Here is a 15867-nt window from a genome sequence, read left to right on the forward strand (position 1 = left end):
TTTACGCCCCTACACCCGTTCGCGTCGAGCGAAGTCGAGACGCGCGAGGACAGTGCTGGCCGTGTCTCGACTTCGCTCGACACGAACGGGGTGTGGAAGCGCAATCATCATCCCGCATTCGCCACCGCAATGGCGGCGCGCAGATCGAGACGACCGTCGTAAAGCGCCCGGCCGGTCACCACGCCCTCGATGCCATCGCCAGCATGGAGGCTGAGCACGCGGATGTCCGAGATATCCGCCACGCCGCCGCTGGCGATCACGGGAATGTCCACGGCGCGCGCCAGTTCGACCGTCGCATCGATGTTCACGCCCTTGAGCAGGCCATCGCGGCCCACATCGGTGAACAGCAGCGAAGCAACCCCGGCATCCTCGAAGCGGCGGGCGAGATCGACGACCGGCATATCCGATTTCTCAGCCCAGCCGTCGGTCGCGATCATGCCCTCGCGCGCGTCCACCGCGACGACGATGCCGCCGGGATAATCCGCCGCCATATCCTTGACGAATTGCGGGTTCTTGAGCGCCGCCGTGCCGATGACGACACGCGACACACCGAGCGCGAACCAGCCCTGCACGGCCTGCGGATCGCGGATGCCGCCGCCAAGCTGGACATGGCCGGGGAAGGCCTGGACGATCGACGCAATCGCGGCGCCATTGACGGCATGGCCGGCAAAGCTGCCATCCAGATCGACCACATGCAGGAAATCCGAGCCCTGCTCGGCCCAGATGAGCGCCTGCGCGGCGGGATCATCGCCATAGACGGTCGCCCGGTCCATATCGCCCTCGGCCAAGCGGACGACCTGCCCGCCCTTGAGATCGATGGCTGGAAAAACGATGAACGGCGGAATATCACTCATGGCGCCCACTCCAGAAAACGGGCGAGGGTCGCAAGGCCATAAGCCTGGCTCTTTTCCGGATGGAACTGAACGCCCAAAATATTGTCCTTGCCGACCGCCGCCACCAGCGGTCCGCCATGGTCGGTGGTGGCGACGACATGCGCCGCCTCCGCCGCCTCGAAATGATAGCTGTGCAGGAAATAGGCCTCGCCCGGTTCGACCAGCGGATGGGCGCGCGCGCCGACCACATCATTCCAGCCCATATGCGGGATCTTGATCGCCGGATCGTCGCGCTCGATGCGCCGCACCGTGCCGGGGATCCAGCCCAGCCCCTCATGCCGCCCGAATTCCTCGCCGGCATCGGCCAGCAGCTGCATCCCTACGCAAATGCCGAGGAACGGCCGACCGACCGCGAACACCGCCTCGTGCATCGCCTCGATCATGCCCGGCAGCGCGCGCAACGGCTCGATGCAGGCGCGAAAGGCGCCCACGCCCGGCAGGACGATGCGGTCGGCCCGGCGCACCACCTCGGCATCGGCCGTAATGACAACGCCATGCGCCCCGGCGGCCCGGAGCGCATTGTGCACGGAGTGGAGGTTCCCCGCGCCATAATCGATGAGCGCGATGGTCATGGACTGTCAGCCGCCCAACGTGCCCTTGGTGGAGGGGATCGCATCGCTTTTGCGCGGATCGATCTCCACCGCCTGCCGCAGCGCGCGGGCGAGCGCCTTGAAGCAGCTTTCCACGATGTGGTGATTGTTGCTGCCATAAAGGTTCTCAACATGCAGGGTGATCCCCGCCGACTGCGCGAAGCTCTGGAACCAGTGCTCGATCAGCTCGGTGTCCCACTCACCCAGCCGGTGCATGGGGATCTCCACCTTCCAGACCAGCCAGGGGCGACCGGAAATGTCGAGCGCGACGCGGGTCAGCGTCTCGTCCATCGGCGCGTGCGCCTCGCCATAACGGGCGATCCCGCGCTTGTCCCCGAGCGCCTTGGCGATCGCCTCGCCGACCGCGATACCGGTATCTTCGGTGGTGTGGTGCTGGTCGATATGCAGATCGCCGACCGCCTTCACTGTGAGATCGATGAGCGAATGGCGCGAGAGCTGCTCGAGCATATGGTCAAGAAACCCGATGCCGGTCGAAATGGAATAAGTGCCGGACCCATCGAGATTGACGCGCACCTCGATATCGGTCTCGCCGGTTTTCCGCCTGATCTCCGCGCTACGCATGGCTGCGGCCTATAACGCGCGCGGCGGACCATGCAATGCGCTTCTCGACCGTTAACGGCTGTAACGCTCTGTGCTTGACCGGCGAGCCCCCCGCGCTAGGACTGTGGCCATGACGGAAGAGCCAGCAGACAGCCTGATTCCCTATGACGAAATCGTGCAGGAGGCGCTGCGCGCGATTCCCGGGCGCGTTTTGCAGGATATTGCGCTGACGGGCGTCCTGCCGGGCAATCATCATTTCTACATCACGTTCAAGACGCAGGCGCCGGGGGTGAGCATTCCCACCTGGCTGGCCGAGCGCTTCCCGGACGAGATGACCATCGTGCTGCAGCATAAATTCTGGGATCTCAAGGTTACCGATACCAGCTTCGAGGTCGGCCTCACCTTCAATCAGGTGCCGGCGCACCTGGTGATTCCGTTCGCGGCGCTGCGCTTCTTCGTGGACCCGGCCGTCAACTTCTCGCTGGAATTCCAGGTGATGGAGAGCGGCGAGGCCGTCGAAACCATGGAGATGGCGGAAAACGATACGCCGGTCGCCCAGGCCGAAGACGGCTCCAACGTGGTGACGGTAGACTTCGGAAAGAAGAAGTAAGGGCCACGCGAGCGGGACCCGCGCACGTCCTATTCCCGCTTACTCCGCCCGCTTTGCCTGAAAATTGAAGCTGATCGTTACGGCATCCGGAATCGTACCGGTGTCGGACCATTCTCCGGTTCCAACGCCGAAGGCCGTGCGGTCGATGCGCGTGGAGCCGCGGGCGCGGGCAACCATTCCGTCGATATCCAGCGTGAAATCGAGCGTCACTGGCTTTTGCTGCCCGTTGAGCGAGAGCGTGCCCGTCGCGCGGTAGCGATTGCCATCGCGATGCGTGATGCGCGTTGCCCGGAACGTCGCGCGCGGATGCGCCGCCACGCCGAAGAACTCGTCACCGCGCAGCATGTCGTCACGCTGGCTGTCGGCACTGTCGACCGACGCCAGATCGACCGTCACGGCGATGCGCGAAGCGGGCAGATCATCCGGGCTGAACAAAATGTCGGCATCCCAGCGTGCAAAGCCGCCTTCGATGTCGGAGCCGGAATAGGCCGTGCGGAAATTGAGCGTGCCGCCGCGCTGCACCGTCCAGGCGACGGCCTTCTGCGCCTCGTCCTTGGCTGGCTCGTCCGCTGGCGCCGCAGCCTGATTGGCCGCCAGCGCGTCTTCGGCTGCGTTGCTGGCGTTGACAGCAGGGTCACCCGCGTTATCCGCGACCGCCACGTTTGAGCCCGCAAGACCGGCTTCCGCTTGCGCCGGGGCCTTGCCGCCGAACGGCAGCACCCAGGCCAGTGCAAAGGCCGTTAGCGCGCCCGCAATCGCGAGACCGGCCACCACATTGAGCGCGCCCCGTCTGCTCAAGGCACTAGGCACCATGCGGCCAAGAATATCCTTGCGCAAAAAGTGGTGCCGCAGTGCTCCCGCGACATGCAGAATCACCAGCCCGGCCAGGAGCCAGCCAAGCAGGCTGTGCACGGCTTCCGCCGGGTCGTGCAGGGCAGCGCTCACCGGCAGATGCGGCCATGGAATGACGCCGAACAGCAGTGTCGGCACCTTGATCGCCGAGGTCGAGACGATGATCCAGCCCGTGAGCGGTCCGAGGATCATCACCACATAGAACAGGGCATGGACACCGCCGGCGAGGGCAGCAAGCAGCAGGCTCGTGTTGAGCGGGCGGGGCCGGGGCACCAGCAGCCGGATCACCAGGCGCGCCACGCTGAGCAGCAGGATGCTGATGCCGATCGTCTTGTGAAGCTGATAGGCCGCGAACTGCGGCAGGCCGGTCAGATCCTCCAGGCGCCATCCCAGCGACACCTGAAAGAGCAGCAAAGCGGCAAGCGACCAGTGCAGAATAATCGCGGCAAGCGAATAGCGCGCAGGCGATTGATGCAGGCTCATGTCCGTCGCGTTCCCCCAACACCCAGTCGAATAGAGTGCCGCCGAACCTGCCAGCCGGACAGGCGCTTAGCAAGCGCGCAGGCGAGCGGCGTACCGCTTCGGCGAGGGTAAGCGCTCAAAAGACAAGGAAGTCGGAGCAGCCGCCAGACCGGGGCGACGGCACAACACCCGCCGTTAGGGAAAAATCCTGCCACAGACGAAAAAGATGGGCACTCAAATCACCGAGAAGTTTCTATTGATCGCGCGTCATAGGGCGGCTTCGAAAGGTGCGTGACACGACCGCCGCCTAAAATCGGACGTTCAATCCCTCGCGTCGCGGAGCGCTTCCAGTTCGGCCAGCCTCACTGGGTCGCCGGCGGCAAGCGTTTCCTCAAGATAGAAGCTATTGGGTATGTCGAGCACCAATTTGTGGGCCTTGCCGCTATATTCTGAGGCGATCACAGGAAATGCGTCGACCAGCTCTCGAAGAAAACCTTTGTCCAAATCTTGAAGCCTCGCTGCCATATCCTCCATCATGAGGACAGACACATCAAGATCTAGCAATTCCTCATCAGTCATATTCAAGAACAGAAAAAAATCTGCGACTATTCTGGCGATCTGTTCAACAATCATGGCTTGACCACCCTTACCTTGATGTTGCCTATCTTCATTTTTTTAAACAGCTTGAGCGCAGCAATACGCTAAGCTTTATTTGGACCTTCCCAGGTTCCGATAGAGCGATTATGCGCTAGAGCCTCCGACTGGCGCAATAGCTGGTGATCGCCCGGTTTGCCGACACATCTGAGACCCTGCCCGTAAAGCTGACATCGCTCGCGTGGTTGGTCGCGCTCGCCGGCAAGGCCAAACTGCGGAAGCCACCCTTCAGCACGCGATGAAGCACAAAGCCGTCGGCATAGGTGACGCGCAACCCGCCCTAAAACCGGACGTTCAATCCCTCGCGTCGCGGAGCGCTTCCAGTTCGGCCAGCCTCACCGGGTCGCCCGCAGCAAGTGTTTCCTCAAGGTAGAAGCTATAGGGTATGTCGAGCACCAATTTTTGGGCCTCGCCGCTATATTCTGAGGCGATCACAGGAAATGCGTCGACCAGCTCTCTAAGGAAAGCTTTGTCCAAATCTTGAAGCCTCGCCGCCATATCCTCCATCATGAGGACAGCTGCATCAGGATCAAGAACCTCATCATCGGTGAGATCGAGAAACAATATGAAATCAGCGATGATCCGCGCCACCCCTAGCACACTCATGGCTTCACCACCCTCACCTTGATGTTCGTGATCTTCATCTCTTTAAACAGCTTGAGCGCAGCGATTCGCTCGGCTTCGTTGGGCACTTCCCAAGTTCCAGTGGCGCGATTATGCGCTAGTGCTTCCGACTGCCGCAATAACTGGGCACGCGCCCTGGGGCGGTTCACGACCCTGAACTTTCGGTCGATCACATATTCACCCTGCACGCCATCAAACTTGACCGGTCTTCTCGAGCCATCCGGCATCGTCCGCATCAACGTGGGCGCCTGACCGGGCCGAGCACCCGTCGCGGCATCATTATATCGCTTCGCCAGCGTTTCGCGACCGAGGTTTTCCTTAACCCAGCCGATCTGCGGCGGCTCATGAGGTGGGCGAGGGACGGTTCCGCGCAGACGGCGTAACGCCGCAACCTTGCCAACCACCGCGCCGGGCGCGACTGCCAATGCGGTATTGCCGGCGACCGATCCCGCGGCCCGGCCGATATCGCGCGCCGACGCATTGGCGACTGCATCGGCGGCGCGTGATATTTGCGTATGAGCCGGCGTATCCTCCGCCGCTATGGCCGTATCGATCATGGTGGCGATCCCGCGGCCGGCATTCCGAACCGTCGTAACCGGATTTGTCGTCAAGACCGAGCGCACCCCCACGACCGTCTCTTTCGCCACACCGTAAAGACCTTCACCGACACCGCCGACAAACTCGGCGGCGGGATTTGGCTGCTCGCGCGGCGAACCAGCAGGCCTCGGCTGCGCCTCGTTTCCCGTGCCCCCGTTCGGCCTTTTGCCGAAACCCTGTGGTTGCTTGGCAGATGACGTCTCTGGTCTCGGTGTCCGCGCGATACGGAGATTGCCGCGACGTACGTTTCCTGGCGTACGAGACGCTGGCCCACTCCGGCCTCTGCCATGATAATTTCCGGATCCGGCAAAAGTGAACCGGCCATCTTCCGGATCATGCCACGGATTAAACTTGCACTCTATTGCATCGTTTTTTGGCACCGAAGCCACTTTGCCGGTGCGCAACCACGTCGAAAAGGCACGACGCCATTCGTCCTCTGATAACTCGATCATTCGCCGCACCCCTACATTGAGGAGAGAACATTTCAGGAACATTTTTCCAACAAGTCAAGCGGGAGCTGGTCGGTTTCTACCCCGGTCTTCAAGAATCACGCGACACCGCGACGGCTCCCGGCGGTAAAGCCACAGAGAATTGTTCTCAGCTGATAATGTATGTGGCTTGTCTCAATCCGGCTTTCCTGCCGGTTCAAAAATGGTGCCGCTTAGGTGACTCGAACACCTGACCCTCGCATTACGAATGCAATGATAACGTTGTTTTTAAAGTAGAATAACTAGATTTATAACATATCTTATAATACTTTCGCTAATGGCCGCACGCTTTCTGGTTCGTCATTCTGACAGGCTGGCGGCACCTTATGCGCCCTCATATTCCATTTCCTCCGGGATTGTAGTGCTCATACGGTCTGTCGGCACAGCAGTTCTGGCGAGCAAGGATCGTCAGTCTATCCACTTTCACGCAAGGTCAGCGTTCTAGGAAAGATATTGTATATAAATTATTGTTTTTGAATGAATTCAATTATTGCTGAATTAAGCTTAGAAATAGCTGAATATCTGGAAATGCACGATACCTTGTGGAATAAGATGTCTGGAAATGCGCTTATTTTTGGCATTGATATGCAATTCCAGAAAACATCGGATTTTATCGAGATCGAGTTTGGTACGGCGTCGATCAGAATTGATCGGTTCACCTATGAACTCTTGCCGGCTCAGCGCCTCTAGCGTTAACCTATATCCTGAATAGTAGACTCGGCTTAGGTCAAGAACGCGTTCGGGCTTCGCAACCTAGTTTTTGCCGGTGCAGCCAGAGGGGTAATCAGTGATTGCCAGCTGTTTGAAGTCTGATCCATTCCATTCGAAATAACCCTGCCCATGGCATTTGGGTTCGGCCCAAGCGTCGACCCACGCAACCTTCATCAGCCTACTATTTTTCTGAAATTCCCATTCGCTGTCAGGATGCTCTTCGCCTCCCAGCGGCAGGCTAACAATGTTACCGGTACTGAGATCTATAGCCAAACCTGACTTGCAACTCGTTCCGCAGCCAAATTGCGCTATCGCAACTCGACCTGCAAACACAGGCCCTTCAGTCACAGCTGCCTTTATGCGGGTCCGAAACGAACGAAATTCTTTTTGCGCGCCATCTAGTTGTGGTTCCACAACGGTGAAGATCGATGCTACGATGGGAAAGTCAGCGAAACTATAAGCATTTTCCAGAGGCGGTGTTTCCGCCCGATTCTTCGTTAAGGATCCTTCCGGATTTGGGTCTGCCGACGGATATCGTTTACCTAAAGTCTCTGGGTTCGACCTATTGCCGTCAATTATTTGGTTTGAACGTCCTGCTGAGCAAGCGGCAAAAACTCGCCTCACTATCGGATCATCCTGCTCAATTCTCAGCACCCCCTCTCGATCATTGGCCTGAATCGCTATTCTCAATAGTCGGGCGGAGGCCATATCGTTGACATCTACGCTCGATCTATGTCCATAGATCGCCGAGAGCTCCTTCATCCATTTCTCAGTGTTGCCAGCCAGATAGATTTCATTGGTGTAATTTTTGAAAGGGACGGTGAAACTCACTGCTGTTCGCTCATCAATGCGGACCTTGACCGTCGTAAACTGTCGAGCTTCACCCAGAGCATTTTCACCCAGCTCGTATCGAAACGGAACCCCCTCGCCCTCCGCATCGAAGGCTAAGAAGGTGTACGATAATTTCTCTGGAGCGATGCATTCGATATCGACGGCCATGTTGCCTCCGGCCCATGCGAAGTTAGCCGATGCTTTGCTGTGCGTCCGATCCGTCATTTCATCAACAGACTGGCTGTAGCTCCAAATGGAACCCGCCACGTAGTTTGCTTCGGCCTCATTCGACGTCCCCTGAAGCACCGTTTGTGCCTTCATGGTCAATGCATCCCAGTTTGAAATGGCGAAAATCGCTCCGCATGCTCCCGTCACCGCGAACGCAACCTTTGAGAACTTATCCATTTAACCTTGCCACCCCCTTTCTGCCGGACGACTCCTGAAAATCCTGCGAGCAACGACCTCACTTCGACAGCAGCCTCGCCGAGCCATCTCAGTAGACCTCCAGATGTCCCTAAAATGGGGACACTCTGGGTCAGCTATATGAGGTCTTGCTTGTTATCAAGCAGGTCCATTGATGAGCCAGGGATGGGTAGTTTCGCCTGCGTATCGTGCCACGGCCAATGCGGTCAGGCATGCTAGAGAAGCAGCAGGTGTTTCCCAGAGAGAGTTAGCTCGACGGCTGGAAAAGCCACCTTCGTTCGTAAACAAGATTGAGCTGCTAGAGCGTCGGATGGACCTCGTCGAGTTCATTGCTATTGCTCAGGCGCTGGAAATTGAACCGGAGCTTTTCCTCAACCAGGTTATCACAGAAATTGACGGCTCTGCCGTTCTTTAAGACTAGCCCTGTCTAGGGTGCGTGGACGAATTCCGCCCGGACGGGTGTCCGGAATTAATCGGTACGGAATACGCGGCCGACGGCTGAATGGGCGTGGGAAGCGGACAGACGGTTTACAGGAGTTAAGATATGAAAACGGCCGCTGCGCATTCAGTGTTTTTCGTTTCTGACTGACGAAGCGAAGTCAGTTATGCCCGCAGCATCAAGGCTTTTCATAATACAGGAAGTGACATCGAACTCCTTAGCCTGGACAAGAGTCAGTTCGCCATCCTTAACCAAAAGCATTCCTTCGTCTCCGCCGCATCTTGTAGCGATACCGTCTGCTTGGCTCTGCGTCAGTTCACCTGATTTAGCTTTGATAGATGGCGCACCACAGCCAGATAAAAGTGCCGCCGCGAACAGGCTAAGCCATCGACATTCCATTAGGGCGCCTCGCATCTTTGTCTCTCTAAAGCCGAGCCCGACCCACAGCGTCAATGTCCGGTTTAAGGCGGTGCATGATCGTTGTCGTTAGACCAGAAATTAGTGGGAAGCAGACATTGACCATTTCAATCGATGCGGGGGAAATCGGTGTAAGATGAAGCGCTGGTCAGACCTATCACCAACCGTACGAACTGGCATGGGTATAGTAGCGCTGGCGGCGATACCGCTTTGGATCGGGCAAGCATGGTTGATGGGCCTTTTTAGCTTGTCAACTGAGCGATCACTAGAAGGGGCACCGCCGGCTTTTGAGCAAACGACGAGCAGCGATGTCGAAAGCCTGAGCTTCTGCTTGGGAAAGAACTACAGTGGTCGATTGGCACTGGCCCATGTCCGTTCACCCTCCTCACCGGCTAACGCTTTGCGGTACAGGAACAGGTCGCAGCATATCGTAGTGGATGTTTTTCCTTCGGGGGATCGAACGAGCGTTAGGTTATATAAGCTGAATGGTCGGGCGTTGGCTGCAATCCATCGCAAGGCTGTGCAGAGTTGCATTCCAGAAAACAATTTCCCTGCTGCGGGCGATCCTCGGAATCGGAATTTCTACGCAAGGTGAATGTCCGCAATGGCATGGAAAGCGGACATCGCCGGCTCATTGACTCCAAGACCAGAAGTAGAGGTAGTTGTGTTCGTAAAGGACGCCACTGCTCCCATCGATCATGCCGCTTGGCACCCGGATTTCGGCATATGCTGTTGTCTGCTCCATGAAGGTTTTGGGCCAGAAAGGGGCTTGGCATATGGCTTGATCAGTCGGAACTGAGCGAGCAATCTTTTCGTGAGGGGTGAAGAGGCTATTTATGAAGTCGTTGGCCTCCGCAGGCGATAACTTCACCCTCATGCACATCGAATAATCGAACGCACCCTCGCGATAGATTTCGAGCGGGCTGAACAAAAAACGCGGGGGTAGACGCCAGCGCATGGGCTCGACAGTAAGGAAGGCTGCTCCCGCAAATAATACTGCGATAGCCGCTAGAATCCCCATGCTCCGTCGCGTCATTCGGGTCGAACCTACGATTGCCATCGCCTTAGTCTGCCAACTGTGGCGAACGTCAGCAATGTCGTTGTGTCCGGTCAGTCCGCTTTGCAAGTCAAAGTTCGGATGATAGCCATGACCGCTTTGGAGCACTGACGACGGATCGACGAACGGCGAGTTTGGCGTGGGGAGCGGACTGTCGGGTTTACGATTTGAAGTGGAGCAAGCGCCCTCAACGATTAGGAAGGTTTCGAACGCGACCATTTGCCATAATGGTGAACCTGCCGCCGCCATATCCAGTTGCGCCAGTCGTCGTAGATATTTCATAGACAACACCTCGGCGGAGTGGTTTCGCCGCGATCTGTTCGATGTCCCGTTGATGCCTTCCCCTGAGCGCTTCGCCATAAGAAAGGGGGAATTCATTCGCACAACTATCGTCGTAATCGACGCTCTCCAGCCACATCGTGTCGCCGCCTTGGGTGATCTCGATCCGGCGCAGGCAAGTCGGTTGCTGTGAGGACTTCGAGTCTACAATGAATACAACTCGCCCACCTCGGACGATCGCTGAAACGTCATAAATGTATGAGCAGCCACTCAGAATAAAAGGCAACAGGGACAACGCGGCGGTGCGGTTCAACATCAAGCTAGGTTATCCGATGTCCGCTCGCACACAAGGGTCCGCGAAGTTTGACGACAGCAATGGCGTGGAAAGCGGAAGATCGAGATGCGAAAATATTGAGGCGAAAGGTAGCGATTGCTACGCGGCGCGTGAGGCTTCAGGACACACCAGTGAGAAAATTGTTTGCTCTCTCGTTTGTCGTTCTTGCCGCCTCGATGGTCATGAGCTGCGATCGTGCCCCTGAGACATATGCGTCCAGCTGCTCGACGCCTCCCGCGGATTGGGGCGGCGAACGGGAAGGCATCGCTCATCTGAGATCCATTCAGTTCGTCCACATCAGGCAAGACGGTTCAACGCTTTGGAACAACGTGGCAATTTCCGACGAGAAGTTGCGGCGCTACATGGCGTTATCGTCTAACTTCAATCCCGAGCCGCAAGTTATCCTCGAAGTTTCGCCAGAGGCACCGTGCGCTCGAGTTGATGCCGTCCGAGCGATCATGGATGCGACTTCGCTTTGTAAAGGGCCTCATTCGCTTTGCAGCGAAGGATCAAATTGGAGGCGATGGCCCGAGCCAGCACAATAACGCCCTTCAATGGGGTTATGTCCGGAATGTCGTCGTGTCCGGAAAGTCCGCTTTGGAGGCGGCGCCCCTCATTTCCTGCCGTTCGCCCCTGTCCTCGTTAACCATCTTTCATCGACGACTGCGGAGCAAGTGGTGACGGTTGTAACAGCTAGAACCCTCAGAAAACTGCGATATTTTCTCGGGCAGCCCTTTCTCTCTTATTCAAGGATACCTGTGTGACTCAGCCACAACTCTATTTGGATGAAGTTGCGCGCAGCATCATCCTGAACAGACATCGCTTCTATGTGAAGCAGGTTCGAAAGCGCCTATTTTCTCAGTTTGACGACCTAGAGGGCCAAGCAGATCAATATAAGGATGAGCTGTTGGGCGCTCTCTCTCAATCACCACAATACCAATTCCGCGAGGAGCCAGACTTAGCTGAATGGGCATATGACGAGGCCATTGGTCACTACGGCCAACTGGTCGACCTGAAAAAGCAGGTTCTGCTCTCCAGCATCGCGGGAATGTATCATCAGTGGGACAAGGAGCTACGCGAGTTTTTAGAATTGGAGTTGCGTCACTACACGTCGCAGAAGTGGATAGATGACGAAATATGGTCGATCAAAACGAAAGTATCTGACCTATTTGATCTGCTTATCCAATTTGGGTGGAATGTGGAGGGACAGACATTTTTTGATCCCATTGAAGCCTGTGGATTGATCGTCAACGTCTATAAACACGGCAAGGGTCGATCACTTCAAACCCTGCAGAAGAAACACGGCAAATATGTTCCACCACGAACGTGGGATGACAAATTGAAGGCACTCATTGATCACAGGCGGATGGAAGTCAGCGACGCGGATTTTGACGAGTTTGCGCAAGCGATTGATGACTTTTGGAGCCAGTTTCCTGAGCGCTCTCATCTTTTGGATCAGCCAAGCCCTGAACCTTGAGCAGCGTTCTTACCCTACAAATTACCGTTAATCGGCACTGGCGCGATGCGGGCAAGTGGTTCCGGTTGTAACGCCCAAAATGTTGCAGAAAACTGCGAATGTCCGCTTTCAAGGCACTCGACTTGAAGCGGCTATGGCTTAAATGTCGGGGAAGCGGGTGTTGCCAATCAACACAACCCATGACATTATTTCTCGTATGTTTGTTAGTGAAAAGAGTATTGAAGAGCTTGGCCCTCCGTACTGGCGTGACTGGATAAATGGTATCTTCGCAGGCCTAATCGCGCTGGGATGGCTGATCGGCTTTGCAAAAAGTGTTCCGTCTATTCTAGTGGGGGGGCCACTTCTGTTTGCCGGTAGCGCTGTTTTCTGGTCATCAGACCCAGCTGTGTTTGCGTTGGCGACTCTCGTGCACGTTCTGCTAGCGCTGGTGGCACTGTTAGGAGCATGGTGGTGTTCGATTGTTGTTCGCCGACATCTAAAATTTCGATCCCGCTGACTGCCCAATGGCACCCTACCGGAAAAGCGATTTAGTAGCCAACTGTCGCATAACTGCCATGAGCGCTGGTAGCGCTGAGGAGAGATCAGCGAACGCCAAGTTTGTCGTCGTGTCCGGAAAGGCGTGGTTAGCGGGACTGGCGGGTTTCCGATCTCAAAGGCGAATTGCAGTCAGAGGCTTGGCAATTACGCCCCCATCTCATATCGTCAAGGCAATGATATCTAGAAGCTTGCAGACGTCTATTTTCTCGCTTTGCTGGGTATTAAGCGCCAGCGCGGCGTTTGCATGTTCGCCTACACGGCCAGATTACAAATCGCTACCTCTCTCTGATCAAGTGAAACAGAATATTAGGCAGGCCGACGCCATAGTAGATGGTGAGATCGTCCGAGTCAGCGGTTATGACTATAAGAACAAGAGAGAAATTCAGGCCCTTCTTAAAGTTAGGAAAATAATCAAGGGACCGAGTGTTCGAGTCTTCTCTCTTCGACTTCCGGCGGGAGGTTGCGAGATTTTCTTTCGCCGGAAGGAGAAAGTCAGATTGCTGCTGAGCGAAACGGGAGGAAGCTGGGCCGCTCGCGAAACTTTAAATCTGCCCTCGCCCGCATTGTCAGAAGCGCCGGGCGACCGTTTGATTGACAACCGTCTTCCTTACGCAAAGTTGATAGATAAGCAGATCGGAATACCCCGCAGTGCGGATACCGCTGTGGTGCCATGGGGATTTTGAGGACTTAACTTAGGGCAGCTTTGTTGTCGTGTCCGGACAGTCCGCTTTGCGAGTCAAAATTCGGATGATAGCCATGACCGCTTTGGAGCACTGACGACGGATCGGCGAAAGGCGAGTTTGGCGTGGCTAACGGACGTAGTATTTACGACAAGCGAGCCACACCAAAATGCTTCCCGCATATAATGCACCTAGAGCTGTCAAAACGAAAAAGGGTGACAGCCCGACACGGACCGGAACGAAAGGTATATTATACAGCCAGTTACGTACTAGCGTGAGAAACACGCCAAGAGCAGAGAGGGCGACCCAAGTTCGGATGGGCGCGTACTCCACTCTCAGTTGTGCTTGCGTTGGCGGGATCGGTTTCACATCGCCATTCTGGCCAATTAGTGGAACGTCCGCAATGTCGTCGTGTACGGAAAATCAGCTTTTACATCTAAGGGGCGGATAGCTGCCATAACAGCTTTATAGCGCCGACCGAGGATCGGCGAATGGCGTTTGGCGTGGTCAGCAGACGCTCATGGCCGTGGCGAATGAAGGCTCAAGAATGCGGTGTTGTCCCCTTGGGGACTCTCACCGGGCCTTGGTTCGGTGCCGACCATAGCAGAAAATGCAAATCCTACTTTACTTTGCACGCACCGCACGACTTCTAGGATCGATGGTTTGTCTGGCCGCCAGTTGGTTGGAAAAGCCACATATATTGAATGATTCCATGAGAGATCAATCGTTGCTATCGAAGGGCCGCAGGCAAGAACCGCCTCCGTCAAAGCTCTTTCCGAAGGCAAGCATTCCTCCCTCATGAGCATCCTGCCTGCTTTGTCCGTGCATCGCGCAGTGCCCTTTATTGCCCCGCCTGTTAAATCGGTGATGCTAAGGACGACAGATTTTTGCTCTACCGATGCACTCTGATCTTGAGTTGATGGTGAGGAGCAAGCTGTCAAACAAATCAGGCCGCAAGTTGCCGCGAAGGTATGCGCCCATATCTTGGTGACTGTCCGATCCATAGGACTGTATCAGATGGTTGCTTAACGTCTGCAAGCACGTCGTGTCCTGGCAGGCCGCTTTTGAAGTATCGCCCCTCAATTGAACCCTGCTAAGGTTGAACGCTTCGGCCGTTCCGATAGGAGTTGTTTGCACAGCGCGAGCCCCAGCGGTATCTTACGGATCTCAGGCTAAACCTTCTTGGCGTTGGTGATCGAGCAACGGGAAGTCGTAACTTGGCTATTGATAAAGCCCATGTTGACCTCTCTGATACGCTTCGAACCGTTAGCCGGAACCATGTCGTAAACGACCCGCGTATTGCTATCCATATCCGTGCCAGAGGGGCCTTGGTGGATACACTCTAACGTAAAGTCTTTGATGGCAAAGGGGGCCGAGTTCTTAACGGTAAAGCGGAGGAGCTGGATATTGCCAAAGCCTCCTTTTTCCCAGCTTATCTTCGTCAGTTCCAGCGCCTCCTCTGGATGACCCTCAAAGCGGGCAACCTTTGACAGAGCGGCTTTATACTTGTCCCGCTTAGCGCTGAACTCAGTGTTTGCAGGAGCCAGTTTGACCAGCTCCTCGTAAGCACGAGCATTGCCGCTTATGTCTGAAGCCGGAAGAGCCCTTGCCTCTTTCAGCCTAGCTGCGATCTGATCTTTGTTGCGCTCTTCAAGCGCTTTCGCTTCGGCAGGTGAGATGGCAGCAACTTGTTCGGTGTCGTTAGCGGGGGTCGGCTTCTCGTTGCTAGATGAAAACATGCTTATGAGCAGGATCACCACAATTAAAACCACGCAACCGATCGCGCCGTTCTGTTGGTTTTTAGCTTCCTGCGCCTTATCTGCGGCGATTTGCGCCTCTGAGTATTCATAGCCACAATGCTTGCAAACGCGCGCATCTTTTTTGATGACCTCAGCGCACCTAGGACACTTCTTCTCATTTGCCTTCATACACCCACCCCCTCAGATGATTTAAATGCTTGGACTGCATGATTACCGCTGGCTGGAATTCCTGCAATAACCTGGCAAGGATCAGATGATCCTTGGGACCTGGCTCGATCCGGTGAGCCTCAATTCCAATGTCCAGCAGCGCAAGGGCATTGTCGATCACTGTGCGCAAATCGTCTCCGCTACTAATCCCAAGGCCATGCCTGTCGTCCTTGAACCAGAAAACTATAAAACGTGGCTGACCGGTGATCGCGGTAGGCCTATGCGCTCACAGTTCCTTTTTGCGGGGAATCGAATGCATGTGAACTGAGCAACAACAAATTCAGTCAGTTTTTCACATCAGTTAATCATTTTCTGTTTGAGGGAGGCAAACTCGGCATCGCTCAGGATGCCCTGCTCTTTCAGCTTTCATCCCCGCCGGGGGCA

General features: G+C 56.0%; 16 protein-coding genes. 6 read left to right on the top strand and 10 right to left on the bottom strand.

Features of this window, described 5'->3' with window-relative positions:
- Positions 1-107 precede the first annotated feature (107 nt).
- From hisA to hisB, 3 genes are read right to left on the bottom strand one after another with little or no spacing between them, the layout of a single operon-like run.
- The gene (hisA, locus tag M2332_RS09900) at positions 108-854 is read right to left on the bottom strand and encodes a 1-(5-phosphoribosyl)-5-[(5-phosphoribosylamino)methylideneamino]imidazole-4-carboxamide isomerase (RefSeq protein ID WP_264573909.1); all 747 of its coding nucleotides are present in this window, start codon (positions 852-854) and stop codon (positions 108-110) included.
- Positions 851-1465 carry an imidazole glycerol phosphate synthase subunit HisH gene (hisH, locus tag M2332_RS09905; RefSeq protein WP_264573910.1) on the bottom strand — a complete coding sequence of 205 codons (615 nt, stop codon included), beginning with the start codon at positions 1463-1465 and terminating at the stop codon, positions 851-853. Before hisH ends, hisA begins: the two co-directional genes overlap by 4 nt.
- A 6-nt stretch (positions 1466-1471) precedes the next feature.
- Positions 1472-2065 (bottom strand): imidazoleglycerol-phosphate dehydratase HisB, encoded by a 594-nt coding sequence (hisB, locus tag M2332_RS09910; RefSeq protein ID WP_264571726.1) that lies wholly within the window; start codon positions 2063-2065, stop codon positions 1472-1474.
- A 109-nt stretch (positions 2066-2174) separates the two neighbouring features.
- Here hisB and M2332_RS09915 point away from each other — a divergent pair, with 109 nt between their 5' ends.
- Positions 2175-2654 (top strand): SspB family protein, encoded by a 480-nt coding sequence (locus tag M2332_RS09915; protein ID WP_181561177.1) that lies wholly within the window; start codon positions 2175-2177, stop codon positions 2652-2654.
- Between the two features lie 39 nt (positions 2655-2693).
- On the opposite strand, the gene M2332_RS09920 is transcribed toward M2332_RS09915, so the two are convergent.
- From M2332_RS09920 to M2332_RS09935, 4 genes are all read right to left on the bottom strand, one after another.
- Positions 2694-3989 (bottom strand): YceI family protein, encoded by a 1296-nt coding sequence (locus tag M2332_RS09920; RefSeq protein WP_264573911.1) that lies wholly within the window; start codon positions 3987-3989, stop codon positions 2694-2696.
- Positions 3990-4289: 300 nt separating this feature from the next.
- Positions 4290-4601 carry a hypothetical protein gene (locus M2332_RS09925; protein ID WP_264573912.1) on the bottom strand — a complete coding sequence of 104 codons (312 nt, stop codon included), beginning with the start codon at positions 4599-4601 and terminating at the stop codon, positions 4290-4292.
- A 315-nt stretch (positions 4602-4916) separates the two neighbouring features.
- Positions 4917-5213 (bottom strand): hypothetical protein, encoded by a 297-nt coding sequence (locus tag M2332_RS09930; protein ID WP_264573913.1) that lies wholly within the window; start codon positions 5211-5213, stop codon positions 4917-4919.
- An 11-nt stretch (positions 5214-5224) separates the two neighbouring features.
- Entirely contained in the window at positions 5225-6295 is a 1071-nt protein-coding gene (locus M2332_RS09935; protein ID WP_264573914.1) for a hypothetical protein, read from the bottom strand.
- Positions 6296-6808: 513 nt separating this feature from the next.
- Here M2332_RS09935 and M2332_RS09940 point away from each other — a divergent pair.
- Positions 6809-7021 carry a hypothetical protein gene (locus M2332_RS09940; RefSeq protein WP_264573915.1) on the top strand — a complete coding sequence of 71 codons (213 nt, stop codon included), beginning with the start codon at positions 6809-6811 and terminating at the stop codon, positions 7019-7021.
- Between the two features lie 63 nt (positions 7022-7084).
- Here M2332_RS09940 and M2332_RS09945 read toward each other — a convergent pair whose 3' ends face one another.
- Entirely contained in the window at positions 7085-8278 is a 1194-nt protein-coding gene (locus tag M2332_RS09945) for a hypothetical protein (protein WP_264573916.1), read from the bottom strand.
- 172 nt (positions 8279-8450) lie between these two features.
- On the opposite strand from M2332_RS09945, the gene M2332_RS09950 reads away from it, so the two are divergent.
- Positions 8451-8711: a helix-turn-helix domain-containing protein gene (locus tag M2332_RS09950; protein ID WP_264573917.1), complete on the top strand. Its 261-nt coding sequence runs from the start codon at positions 8451-8453 to the stop codon at positions 8709-8711.
- A 1072-nt stretch (positions 8712-9783) separates the two neighbouring features.
- Here M2332_RS09950 and M2332_RS09955 read toward each other — a convergent pair.
- Entirely contained in the window at positions 9784-10569 is a 786-nt protein-coding gene (locus M2332_RS09955) for a hypothetical protein (protein WP_264573918.1), read from the bottom strand.
- Positions 10570-11582: 1013 nt separating this feature from the next.
- On the opposite strand from M2332_RS09955, the gene M2332_RS09960 reads away from it, so the two are divergent.
- A complete protein-coding gene (locus M2332_RS09960) occupies positions 11583-12299 on the top strand; it encodes a hypothetical protein (RefSeq protein WP_264573919.1) in 717 nt (238 codons plus the stop codon).
- A gap of 674 nt (positions 12300-12973) precedes the next feature.
- The gene (locus M2332_RS09965) at positions 12974-13519 is read left to right on the top strand and encodes a hypothetical protein (RefSeq protein WP_264573920.1); all 546 of its coding nucleotides are present in this window, start codon (positions 12974-12976) and stop codon (positions 13517-13519) included.
- 1169 nt (positions 13520-14688) lie between these two features.
- Here the strand turns inward: M2332_RS09965 and M2332_RS09970 are convergent.
- Entirely contained in the window at positions 14689-15444 is a 756-nt protein-coding gene (locus M2332_RS09970) for a zinc ribbon domain-containing protein (protein WP_264573921.1), read from the bottom strand.
- A gap of 85 nt (positions 15445-15529) precedes the next feature.
- On the opposite strand from M2332_RS09970, the gene M2332_RS09975 reads away from it, so the two are divergent.
- A complete protein-coding gene (locus M2332_RS09975) occupies positions 15530-15751 on the top strand; it encodes an SOS response-associated peptidase (RefSeq protein ID WP_264573922.1) in 222 nt (73 codons plus the stop codon).
- Positions 15752-15867: the final 116 nt, after the last annotated feature.

The organism is Sphingobium sp. B11D3A (assembly GCF_025961695.1).
Classification (GTDB): Bacteria; Pseudomonadota; Alphaproteobacteria; order Sphingomonadales; family Sphingomonadaceae; genus Sphingobium.